The sequence below is a fragment of the Xenophilus azovorans DSM 13620 genome (genome assembly GCF_000745855.1).
GTDB lineage: Bacteria > Pseudomonadota > Gammaproteobacteria > Burkholderiales > Burkholderiaceae_C > Xenophilus > Xenophilus azovorans.
The window spans coordinates 125,638-137,356 of the sequence record NZ_JQKD01000012.1 but is presented as its reverse complement, the minus strand read 5'-3'; the positions used below and the strand labels follow the sequence as shown (position 1 = coordinate 137,356).

9 protein-coding genes are annotated in these 11,719 nt (G+C 70.2%); 3 read left to right on the top strand and 6 right to left on the bottom strand.

All coding sequences use genetic code 11. From position 1 onward, the window contains the following. Position 1 precedes the first annotated feature (1 nt). Positions 2-790 carry a peroxide stress protein YaaA gene (yaaA, locus tag Q392_RS09375; protein ID WP_038205308.1) on the bottom strand — a complete coding sequence of 263 codons (789 nt, stop codon included), beginning with the start codon at positions 788-790 and terminating at the stop codon, positions 2-4. A 116-nt stretch (positions 791-906) separates the two neighbouring features. Between yaaA and Q392_RS09370 the strand changes: the two genes are divergently transcribed. Both Q392_RS09370 and galU read left to right on the top strand, forming a co-directional pair. Further along, positions 907-3,954, top strand: a complete 3,048-nt coding sequence (locus Q392_RS09370; protein WP_038205305.1) for a valine--tRNA ligase — start codon at positions 907-909, stop codon at positions 3,952-3,954. A 73-nt stretch (positions 3,955-4,027) separates the two neighbouring features. Next, a complete protein-coding gene (gene galU / locus Q392_RS09365; RefSeq protein WP_038205302.1) occupies positions 4,028-4,915 on the top strand; it encodes a UTP--glucose-1-phosphate uridylyltransferase GalU in 888 nt (295 codons plus the stop codon). A 110-nt stretch (positions 4,916-5,025) separates the two neighbouring features. Here the strand turns inward: galU and Q392_RS09360 are convergent, their stop codons facing one another. Next, positions 5,026-6,033: a bile acid:sodium symporter family protein gene (locus Q392_RS09360; protein WP_038205299.1), complete on the bottom strand. Its 1,008-nt coding sequence runs from the start codon at positions 6,031-6,033 to the stop codon at positions 5,026-5,028. Between the two features lie 70 nt (positions 6,034-6,103). On the opposite strand from Q392_RS09360, the gene Q392_RS09355 reads away from it, so the two are divergent. Further along, positions 6,104-7,021, top strand: coding sequence for a LysR family transcriptional regulator (locus Q392_RS09355; protein ID WP_038205296.1), 918 nt, complete (start codon positions 6,104-6,106; stop codon positions 7,019-7,021). On the opposite strand, the gene Q392_RS09350 is transcribed toward Q392_RS09355, so the two are convergent. From Q392_RS09350 to Q392_RS09335, 4 genes are all read right to left on the bottom strand, one after another. Next, positions 7,008-8,000, bottom strand: coding sequence for a quinone oxidoreductase family protein (locus tag Q392_RS09350; RefSeq protein ID WP_038205294.1), 993 nt, complete (start codon positions 7,998-8,000; stop codon positions 7,008-7,010). The genes Q392_RS09355 and Q392_RS09350 overlap by 14 nt on opposite strands. Positions 8,001-8,336: 336 nt before the next feature. Next, a complete protein-coding gene (locus Q392_RS09345) occupies positions 8,337-9,125 on the bottom strand; it encodes an SDR family oxidoreductase (RefSeq protein WP_038205290.1) in 789 nt (262 codons plus the stop codon). A gap of 32 nt (positions 9,126-9,157) precedes the next feature. Beyond that, complete coding sequence (locus Q392_RS09340) at positions 9,158-10,081, bottom strand: DMT family transporter (protein ID WP_038205286.1); 924 nt, start codon at positions 10,079-10,081, stop codon at positions 9,158-9,160. 10 nt (positions 10,082-10,091) lie between these two features. After that, positions 10,092-11,708, bottom strand: a complete 1,617-nt coding sequence (locus tag Q392_RS09335) for a gamma-glutamyltransferase family protein (protein WP_038205283.1) — start codon at positions 11,706-11,708, stop codon at positions 10,092-10,094. Positions 11,709-11,719 lie beyond the last annotated feature (11 nt).

The following is an 11,719-nucleotide window of genomic DNA, read 5'->3' as shown; positions in this document are numbered from 1 at the left end:
TTCAGGAGGCTGTCTTGCGTCGGAAAACCAGGCGTTCGGGCGTCGAAGTGTCGGGCGCGAAAGCGTAGCCCTCCAGGTCGAAGCCCTCCAGCCGGCGCGGCGTGCCGGCCTTGTGCTGGATCGCCCAGCGCGCCATCAGGCCGCGGGCGCGCTTGGCGAAGAAGCTGATGATCTTGTACTGGCCGTTCTTCCAGTCCTCGAACTGGCACTCGACCACGCGCGCCTTCAAGGCCCGGCGGTCGACCGCGCGGAAATACTCCTGCGAGGCCAGGTTGACGATCACCGGCGAGGCGTCCGCGGCCGCGCGCTCGTTCAGGTAGCCGGCGATGCGCTCCCCCCAGAAGGCGTACAGGTCCTTGCCGTGGCGGTTGGCCAGCGGCGTGCCCATCTCCAGGCGGTAGGGCTGCAGGCGGTCCAGCGGGCGCAGCACGCCGTACAGGCCGCTGAGGATGACGACGTGCGCCTGCGCCCAGGTGAGCTGGGCAGGCGTCAGGCTCCTGGCCTGCAGGCCGCCGTACACGTCGCCGTCGAAGGCGAGCGCCGCGGGCCGGGCGTTGGCCTCGGTGCCGCGCGGCTTCCAGGCAGCGTAGCGCGCCACGTTGAGCGCGGCCAGCTTGTCCGACAGGTGCATCAGCTCGGCCACCTGCTGCGGCGACTTCCCGCGCATCAGGCGGATCAGCTCGGCCGCCGGGCTGCGCGGGCCCTCGAACACCGGCTGCGTGGCCTCGATGCCGGCGGGCAGGGGCGATTCGTAGTCCAGGGATTTGGCAGGCGAGAGCAGGAAGAGCATCGCGGGATTATCACCAGCGGCCCGGGGCGGCAACCCCCTCGATAAAATCGCGTGTTTCCCCCGATTCCCCTGGCACGGCGCGGCCCCTGCGGCCGCACCCGACACCCTTTCACGCCATGAGCGACACCCCTGCCCAACCCGGCCTCCAGAGCCTCGCCAAGTCCTTCGAACCCGCCGCCATCGAAGCGCACTGGGGCCCCGAGTGGGAACGCCGCGGCTACGCGCGGGCGGGCTTCCGCGGCACGCAGCAGCCGAAAGAGGGCGCGCTCTCCTTCGCCATCCAGCTCCCGCCGCCCAACGTGACGGGCACGCTGCACATGGGGCATGCCTTCAACCAGACCATCATGGACAGCCTGACGCGCTACCACCGCATGGCGGGCGCGAACACGCTGTGGGTGCCGGGCACCGACCACGCGGGCATCGCCACGCAGATCGTGGTGGAGCGCCAGCTCCAGGGCCAGGGGCAGAACCGCCACGACCTGGGCCGCAAGAACTTCGTGGCCCGCGTGTGGGAGTGGAAGGAGCAGTCGGGCAACACCATCACCCAGCAGATGCGCCGCATGGGCGACACGGTGGACTGGAGCCGCGAGTACTTCACCATGGACGGGAAGCTCTCGAAGGTGGTGACCGAGACCTTCGTGCGCCTGTACGAGGAGGGCCTGATCTACCGCGGCAAGCGCCTGGTGAACTGGGACCCGGAGCTCAAGAGCGCGGTGAGCGACCTGGAGGTGGAGAGCGAGGAGGAGGACGGCTTCCTCTGGCACATCGCCTACCCGCTGGAGGACGGCTCGGGCACGCTGACGGTGGCGACCACGCGGCCGGAGACGATGCTGGGCGACGTGGCGGTGATGGTGCACCCGGAGGACGAGCGCTACACGGCGCTGATCGGCAGGAACGTGAAGCTGCCGCTGGTCGACCGCCTGATCCCCGTGATCGCCGACGACTACGTCGACCGCGCGTTCGGCACCGGCGTGGTGAAGGTGACGCCCGCGCACGACCACAACGACTATGCCGTCGGCCAGCGCCACGGCCTGCCCGTCATCGGCGTGCTGACGCTCGACGCGAAGATCAACGAGAACGCGCCGGAGCCATACCGCGGCCTGGACCGCTTCGCCGCGCGCAAGGCGGTGGTGGCCGACCTCGAAGCGCAGGGCCTGCTGGTCGAGACGAAGAAGCACAAGCTCATGGTGCCGCGCTGCGCGCGCACCGGCCAGGTGGTCGAGCCGATGCTGACCGACCAGTGGTTCGTCGCGATGAACAAGGCCCCCACGCTCCCCGCTTCGCGTGGTTCGCTGCCCCCCGAGGGGGCCGGCCCCGGCTTGGGGCGGCCCGGCGCCGGGGCGCCCGACGCGAAGGGCAAGTCGATCGCCCAGAAGGCCATCGACGCCGTGCAGTCCGGCGAAGTGCGCTTCGTGCCCGAGAACTGGGTCAACACCTACAACCAGTGGATGAACAACATCCAGGACTGGTGCATCAGCCGCCAGCTCTGGTGGGGCCACCAGATCCCGGCCTGGTACGACGAGGACGGCAAGGTCTACGTCGCGCGCAGCGAGGAAGAGGCGCAGCAGCAGGCCCCCGGCAAGACGCTGACGCGCGACGAGGACGTGCTCGACACCTGGTACTCCTCGGCGCTGGTGCCCTTCTCCTCGCTCGGCTGGCCGGAGGCGCTCGACGACAAGAACGCGCTGAAGGACTACGACCTGTACCTGCCCTCCACCGTGCTGGTGACCGGCTACGACATCATCTTCTTCTGGGTCGCCCGGATGATCATGATGACCACGCACTTCACCGGCCGCGTGCCGTTCAGGCACGTCTACATCCACGGCCTGGTGCGCGACGCGCAGGGCAAGAAGATGAGCAAGTCCGAGGGCAATGTGCTCGACCCGGTGGACCTGATCGACGGCATCGCGCTGGAGCCGCTGCTGGACAAGCGCACCCAGGGTCTGCGCAAGCCCGAGACGGCGCCGCAGGTGCGCAAGAACACGAGCAAGGAATTCCCCGAGGGCATCCCGGCCTACGGCGCCGACGCGCTGCGCTTCACCTTCGCCGCGCTGGCCTCGCTGGGCCGCAGCATCAACTTCGATTCCAAGCGCTGCGAGGGGTACCGCAACTTCTGCAACAAGCTCTGGAACGCCACCCGCTTCGTGCTGATGAACTGCGAAGGCCACGACTGCGGCATACAAGAGCCCCCAGGGCTGGGCTGCGCCCAGCCCGTCCCCCAAGGGGAGCAAGAAAGCTTGGGGCGGCCCGGCGCTTTCTTGGAACACACGAAGGCCGAATGCGAACCGGGCGGCGCCTTCCACGGCTACATGCACTTCAGCCAGGCCGACCGCTGGATCGCCTCGCGGCTGCAGCGCGCGGAGGCCGAGGTGGCGCAGGGCTTCGCCGATTACCGGCTCGACAACGTGGCCAACGCCATCTACCAGTTCGCCTGGGACGAGTTCTGCGACTGGTACCTGGAGATCGCCAAGGTGCAGATCCAGCAGGGCGGCGAGGCCGAGCAGCGCGCCACCCGCCGCACGCTGATCCGCACGCTGGAGGCACTGCTGCGCCTGGCGCATCCGGTCATCCCCTTCATCACCGAGGCGCTGTGGCAGCAGGTCGCGCCCGTGGCGGGCCGCGCCGGCGACTCGGTCATGGTCGCGCCCTACCCCGTCGCCCAGCCCGAGAAGATCGACGAGGCAGCCGAGGCGCACGTGGCCCGGCTCAAGTCGCTGGTGGCCGCCTGCCGCCAGCTGCGCGGCGAGATGAACGTCTCTCCCGCGCAGCGCCTGCCGCTGTATGCGCTGGCCGAGAGCGCCGACGAAGCCGCCTTCCTGCGCGGCGCGGCGCCGGTGCTGCAGACGCTGGCCCGCCTGTCGGAGGTCAAGGTCTTCGACGACGAGGCCGCCTGGACCGCCGCCGCGCAGGCGGCGCCGGTGGCCGTGGTCGGCGCCGCGCGGGTGGCGCTGCACGTGGAGATCGACGTGGCGGCCGAGCGCGCGCGCCTCGGCAAGGAGGTCGCGCGCATCGAGGGCGAGATCGCCAAGGCGCAGGGCAAGCTGGCCAACGAATCCTTCGTCGCCCGGGCGCCGGCCGCCGTCATCGCGCAGGAAAAACAGCGCGTGGCGGACTTCGGCGCGACGCTGGCGCGTCTTCAGTCACAGTTGCAGCGCCTCGGCTGACATCCTGTCACAGGGCTGTCCCGTAGGATAGAGAGCGCATTTGTTGATACCACCGTCCACAGTTTCCAAGCCCATGCCCATCTCGACTCGCATCCGCAAGGCCGTCTTTCCGGTGGCCGGCTTCGGCACCCGCTTCCTGCCCGCCACCAAGGCCCAGCCCAAGGAAATGCTGCCGGTGGTGGACAAGCCGCTGATCCAGTACGCGGTCGAGGAGGCGTACGCCGCGGGCATCCGCGACATGATCTTCGTCACCGGCCGCAACAAGCGCGCCATCGAGGACCACTACGACACCGCCTACGAGCTGGAAAGCCAGCTGGAAGCCAGCGGCAAGAGCGCCCTGCTGGAGATCGCCCGCTCGGTCGCGCCCGAGGACATGACCTGCTCCTACGTGCGCCAGCCGCGCATGCTGGGCCTGGGCCACGCCGTGCTGTGCGCCGAGCACTTGGTGGGCGACCAGCCCTTCGCCGTGCTGCTGGCCGACGACTTGATGGTCGGCCCCGAGGGCGGCGAAGGCGTGCTGGCGCAGATGGTGCGCACCTACAACAACCTCGGCGGCTCGGTGCTGGCCGTGCAGGAGGTGCCGCTGGACCAGGTCAAGCGCTACGGCATCGTGGCCGGCGAGTCCAAGGGCGACGACATCACCAAGGTCAGCGCGATGGTCGAGAAGCCCTCGCCCGAGAAGGCGCCCTCGCGCCTGGCGGTGGCCGGCCGCTACATCCTGACGCCCGGCGTGTTCGACGAGATCCGCAACCAGCCCAAGGGCGCGGGCGGCGAGATCCAGCTCACCGACGGCATCGCCTCGCTGCTGAAGAAGGAGAGCGTCTACGCCTACGCCTACAAGGGCGTGCGCTACGACTGCGGCAGCAAGGAAGGCTTCCTGCAGGCCACCGTCGAGCTGGCGCTGGCGCACCCGGAGGTGGGCGCTTCGTTCCGCGAGTACCTCAAGAGCCTGGCGCTCTGAAGCCTGCGCCCGTCCGGGCGGCAAGCAACAACAGCCGTTCGGGCTGAGCTTGTCGAAGCCGGGTGCCACGCTTCGACAGGCTCAGCGTGAACGGCTTGGCTGGGGTCGCCTCAGCCCGCCGCCGTCGACGCGGCCTTGGGAGCCGCGCCTTCCTCGTCCGCCGGCCGCCGCGCATAGCGCTGCGCCAGCACCGCGCACACCATCAGCTGCATCTGGTGGAACAGCATCAGCGGCAGCACGATCGCGCCGACCGCCGACGAGGCGAACAGCACCTTGGCCATCGGCACGCCGCTGGCCAGGCTCTTCTTGGAGCCGCAGAAGACGATGGTGATCTCGTCGGCCTTGGAAAAGCCCAGCCGCCGCGCCGCGAAGGTGGTGAAGAAAAGCGCCAGCGCCAGCAGCACCGCGCACACCACCAGCAGCCCGGCCAGGGCCGTGAGCGGCACCTGCTTCCACAGCCCCTCGATCACCGCCGCGCTGAAGGCGGTGTAGACCACCAGCAGGATCGAGCCCCGGTCCACCAGCGTCAGCACCTTGGCGTGCCGCTTGACGAAGCCGCCGATCCACGGCCGCAGCAGGTGGCCGGCGACGAAGGGCGCCATCAGCTGCAGCAGGATGCGGCCGATCGCGTCGAGCTGGGAATCCGCATGGCCCTGCGCCACCAGCCAGTTGGCCAGCAGCGGCGTGACGAACACGCCCAGCAGCGTCGAGGCCGAGGCGCTGCACACCGCCGCCGGGATGTTGCCTCGCGCCATCGAGGTGAAGGCGATGGCCGATTGCACGGTCGCCGGCAGCACGCACAGGAACAGCACGCCGGTGTAGATCTCCGGCGTGACCAGCGGCGCCAGCACCGGCCGCAGCACCCATCCCAACACCGGGAACATCACGAAGGTGGCGGCGAACACCAGGAGGTGCAGCCGCCAGTGGGTGACGCCGGACAGGACGGCCTCGCGCGAGAGCTTGGCGCCGTGCAGGAAAAACAGCAGCCCGATGGCCACCGTGGTCAGCCCCTCGAAGAAGCGGGCCGTGCCGCCGCTGGCCGGCAGCAGCGTGGCGAGCACGACGGTGCCCACCAGCGCGAGCGTGAAGTTGTCGGGGAGGAAGCGCGAACGGGCCATGCCGCCGATTGGGCCCGCGGCGCATTCAAAAGTGAAATGGATTTATCTGATGAATCCATAATTGCACCGCATGAACGTCACGTTGCGCCAGCTTCGCGTCTTCCGCGCCGTCGCGCTGGAACGCAACTTCAGCCGCGCCGGCGACGGCATCGGCCTCACGCAGCCGGCGGTGAGCCGCTCGATCCTGGAGCTGGAGTCGCAGCTCGGCGTGAAGCTGCTGGACCGCACCACGCGCGAGGTGGCGCTGACGGAGGCCGGCCAGGCGCTGGCGCTGCGGCTGGACCGGCTGCTGGACGAACTCGACCAGATGCTGCTGGACGTGGGCGGCCTGGCGCGCGCACGGCGCGGCAAGGTGCGGGTGGCGAGCAGCCCCACCCTCTCGGCCAACCTGATGCCGCAGTGCATCGCCGCCTGCGGCGAGCGCGAGCCCGGCATCCAGCTGGTGCTGCTCGACCGCATCCAGCAGGACGTGCTGGGCAGCGTGCGTGCCGGCGAGGTGGATTTCGGCGTGGTGATCGAGCCGCAGGACGCCGACGACCTGCATCAGGAGCCGATCCTGCAGGACCCCTTCGTGCTCGTGGCGCCCGAGAACCACCCGCTGGCCAAGGCGGCCAGCGTGCGCTGGCCGGCGCTCTCGGGCCGGCCGCTGGTGCTGCTGGACCACGCCTCCGGCAGCCGCCGCCTGATCGACGCCGCACTGGAGCGCCACGGCGCGCGCTGCGAGGTGGCGCAGGAGCTGGGCCACGCCACCACCGTCTTCCGCATGATCGAGGCCGGCATCGGCATCAGCGTGATGCCGGCGCTGGCCCTGCCGCCGGGCGGCATCCCCGGGCTGGCGGTGCGGCCGCTGCGGCCCACGGTGGAGCGCGACATCGTGCTGGTGCACCGGCGCAACCGCGCGCCCTCGCCGCTGGCGCAGCGGGTGTGGAGCCTGATCCACGATGTTGCCGCCGGCATGCGGCGGCAACAGGGTGTCAGTCCAGGGTGAGGATGGTGCAGCCGGTGGTCTTGCGTGCCTCGAGGTCGCGGTGCGCCTGCTGCACCTCGGCCAGCGGGTAGCGCTGGTCGATCGGGATCTTCACCGCGCCGCTTTCCACCACGGCGAACAGGTCGTCCGCCATGGCCTGCGTGGCCTCGCGCGTGGCGATGTGGGTGAACAGCGTGGGCCGCGTGATGTACAGCGAGCCCTTCTGCCCCAGCACGCCCAGGTTGAAGGGCGGCACCGGCCCGGAGCCGTTGCCGAAGCTGGCCAGCAGGCCGAAGGGGCGCAGGCAGTTCAGCGAGCCCTCGAAGGTGTCCTTGCCCACCGAGTCGTAGACCGCCTTCACGCCCTGACCGCCGGTGATCTCCTTGACGCGGGCCGCGAAGTCCTCGGTGCTGTAGTTGATGCAGTGCGCCGCGCCGTGCTCCAGCGCCAGCTTGCACTTGGCGTCGGAGCCGGCGGTGCCGATGAGCTTCAGCCCCAGCGCCTTCGCCCACTGGCAGGCGATCAGGCCGACGCCGCCGGCGGCGGCATGGAAGAGGATGAAGTCGCCCGGCTGCAGGCCCTCGGCCGGCAGCGTCTTCTTCAGCAGGTACTGCGCCGTCAGGCCCTTGAGCATCATCGCCGCGCCGGTCTCGAAGGAGATCGCGTCGGGCAGGCGGCACACGCTGCGGGCCGGCATCACGCGCAGCTCGCAGTAGGCGCCGGGCGGCGCGCTGGCATAGGCGGCGCGGTCGCCGGGCGCGAGGTGCGTCACGCCCTCGCCCACCGCCTCGACGACGCCGGCGGCCTCCATGCCCAGCTGCAGCGGCATCGGGAAGGGATACAGGCCGCTGCGCTGGTAGATGTCGATGAAGTTCAGGCCCACGGCCTTGTGGCGGATGCGGATCTCGCCCGGCCCCGGCTCGCCGACCTCGACCTGGACGAGCTTCAGTTCCTCGGGGCCGCCGTTGCGGTCGATGCGGATGGCGCGGCTGGTGGTCATGCTGATCTGTAGATGGGAATTACCGTGTTTCGGGCGAAACCGTCTTTGCTGGGGCCATCGGTTGTATCCGATCGCTGGATCATTTGCTCGTAGAGCAAGGATGAACTCGATCTCCTTTGCATTGACCTCGGCCTTCGGCGCGTCCGGCATCTCCCAGAGAATCTCTCTTGTGACAGTGAATGTCCGTCGTTGCTCTCTCGTGAAATCCGCGGCGATGAGTGCCGAGCTTGCGCTGCCGAAATAGTTGATGCTGTCGGTAACGTCCTGCCCAATATAGATCTTGCCGTTCGGATAGGTGATCTTGTAGATGACGCTGAACGACATGCAAACTCTGGGTCAGAAGGTGCCGGGGTACGCGCCGCCGTCGGCCAGGACGTTCTGGCCCGTCATGTAGGCGGCATGCACGCTGCACAGGAAGGCGCAGATGGCGCCGAACTCCTCCGGCGTGCCGAAGCGCCGCGCGGGGATGGCCTTGCGGCGCGCCTCGTGGATCGCCTCGACGCTCTGGCCCGTCTTCTTCGACGTGCCGGCGGCCATGGTGCGCACGCGGTCGGTGTCGAAGACGCCGGGCAGCAGGTTGTTGATCGTCACGCCCTGGGCCGCCAGGCCGCTGCGCGCCACGCCGGCGACGAAGCCCGTGAGGCCGCTGCGCGCGCCGTTGGACAGGCCGAGGATGTCGATCGGCGCCTTCACCGCGCTGGAGGTGATGTTGACGACGCGCCCGAAGCCGCGCGCGGCCATGCCGTCGACCGTGGCCTTGATCAGCTCGATGGGGGTGAGCATGTTGGCCTCCACGGCCTTCAGCCAGGCCTCGCGGTCCCACTCGCGGAAGTCGCCGGGCGGCGGGCCGCCGGCGTTGGTGACGACGATGTCGTAGTCGGCATGCGCGGCGAAGGCGGCGGCGCGGCCCTCGGGCGTGGTGATGTCCGCGGCCACGGCCTTGACGAAGGCGCCGCCCGTCGCCGCGGCCTGCAGCTTCGCGGCCGCCTCCTGCAGCGCCTCGGCGCCGCGGGCGACGACGACGACGTTGACGCCCTCCTTCACCAGCGCCAGCGCGCTGCCGTGGCCCAGCCCCTTGCTGGCGCCGCACACCAGCGCCGTCCTGCCTGCGATTCCCAGGTCCATGCTTTCAAACTCCTTGTCGGTTGGCGCACGCCTCAGCGGGCGCGCGAGAAGACGTAGATGCCCGCGATCACCAGCGCCGTGCCGGCCGCCACCCAGGCGGTGAAGGGCTCGCCCAGGATGAGCGCGCCCATGGCGATCGTGGACATGGGCCCGATCATGCCCGTTTGCGCGGCGGCGGCGGCGCCGATGCGCTCGATGGCCATCATGACGGCCAGGACAGGCACCGCCGTACACAGGGTGGCGTTGAGCACCGACAGCCAGATCACCTCCGGCGCCACGGCCAGCACCGTGCCGGCCGGCCGCAGCAGCAGGTACTGGACGATGCACAGCACGCAGGCCACGCTGGTGGCCAGCCCCACCAGGCGCAGCGAGCCCAGGCGCCGGACGAACTCGCCGCTCCACACCATGTAGACGGCATAGCTCACCGCGCTGAGGAAGACCAGCAGCGCGCCCCACGCCGCCGCGCCGCCCTGGCCGATCTGCACCTCGTGGCCGAAGACCAGCAGCACGCCGGCGTAGCTGACGGCCATGCCGAGCATCTGGCCCGCGCGCACGCGCCGGCGGTAGGCCAGCCAGCCGAACAGGATGACCAGCGTGGGGTTGAGGTACAGGATCAGCCGCTCCAGGCTGGCCGTGACGTAGGCCAGCCCGGCGAAGTCCAGGAAGCTGGCCAGGTAGTAGCCGGTGAAGCCCAGGCCCAGCACGCCGAACCAGTCGCGCCGCGTGAGCGCCGGCCTGCCGCGCCCCGCCCACCACGCCATGACGGCGAAGAGGGGCAGCGCGAACAGCATGCGCAGCATGATCAGCGTCACCGCGTCGACGCCGTAGCGGTAGGCGAGCTTGACGATGATGGCCTTGCCGCTGAAGGCGATGGCGCCGAAGCAGGCCAGCAGCAGGCCGGCCGCGGTCGATGCCTTGGCGGTCGGCGGGGCAGCGGTGGACGTCGTCGCGGGCACCCGTCCTCGCTCAGAAGCCGGCGGCCAGGCCGTCGCGGCGCGGATCGCTGGCGGCCTGGTAGCCCTCCACCGCCGGGTCGCCCATGCGCCAGATGAACTGGCCGGCGCCGAAGTCCTGGTAGGAGTCCTGGATCACCTCGACCTCGTGGCCGAGGTCGACCAGGCCCTGCACCGTCCGCGGGTCCATCGCCGCCTCGGCGTTGATCGCCCGGCCGGCGTTGAAGCGCCAGCGCGGCGCGTCGCAGGCGGCCTGCGGCGCCTGGTGGTAGTCGAGCATGCGCACCAGGGTCTGCATGTGGCCCTGCGGCTGCATGTTGGCGCCCATCACGCCGAAGCTCATCACGGGCTGGCCGTCCTTCGTGAGGAAGCCGGGGATGATGGTGTGGAAGGGCCGCTTGCCCGGCGCCACCTGGTTGGAGTGGCCCTCGGCGAGGCTGAAGGCGTGGCCGCGGTTGTGCAGGCTGATGCCGAAGCCGGGCTCCACGCAGCCGGAGCCGAAGCCCATGTAGTTGCTCTGGATGAAGCTGACCATCATGCCGCTCTCGTCGGCCGCGGTGAGGTAGATGGTGCCGCCCTTGACGGGGTTGCCGGGCTTGAATTCCTGCGCGCGCTTCACGTCGATGAGTCTGGCACGGCTGGCGAGGTACGAGTCATCGAGCATCTGCTCGGGGGTCACCTCCATCGACGATGGCTCGGCCACATAGCGGTATACGTCAGCGAAGGCCAGCTTCATCGCCTCGATCTGCAGGTGCTGCGAAGCCACCGAATCGACCGGCAGCGCGGCCACGTCGAAGTGCGAGAGGATGCCCAGCGCGATCAGCGCCGCGATGCCCTGGCCGTTGGGCGGGATCTCGTGCAGCGTGTAGCCGCGGTAGCTCTTGCTGACGGGCGTGACCCACTCGGGCTGCCAGGCGGCCAGGTCGGCGGCCGTGAGGCTGCCGCCGTTGGCGGCGGCGAACTTCGCGATCGCCGCCGCGATCTCGCCGCGGTAGAAGGCTTCGCCCCTGGTCTCGCCGATGGCCCTGAGCGCCCGCGCCGCCGCCGGGAAGCGGAACAGCTCGCCCACCTCGGGCGCACGGCCCCAGGGCAGGAAGGTCCCGGCGAAGCCCGGCGCGTCCTTCAGCAGCGGCGTGGCGGCGGCCCACTTCTGCCGCACCACCGGCGGCACGAGGTAGCCGCGCTCGGCGATCTCGACGGCCGGGGCCATCAGGTCGGCGAAGGGCAGCCTGCCGAAGCGCTCCGACAGCGCGGCCCAGGCGCCCACCGCGCCGGGCACCGTCACCGCATCGATGCCGCGCAGCGGCGGATGCTGCGCGTCGTTGCCGTACTTGCGCCGGAAGTAATCGGGCGTCCAGGCCGCGGGAGCCGGGCCGGAGCTGTTCAGCCCGTGCAGCTGCCGGCCGTCCCACAGGATGCAGAAGGCGTCGCCGCCCAGACCGTTGCTCACGGGCTCCACCAGCGTCATCGCCGCGGCGGCGGCCACCGCCGCGTCCACCGCGTTGCCGCCCTGGTGCAGGATGCGCAGGCCGGCCTGCGCGGCCAACGGGTGCGAGGTGGAGACGACGTTGCGCGCGAACACCGGGATGCGCGTGGAGGTGTAGGGGTTGGCGTGGTCGAAATGCTTCATGGGCTGCTGCT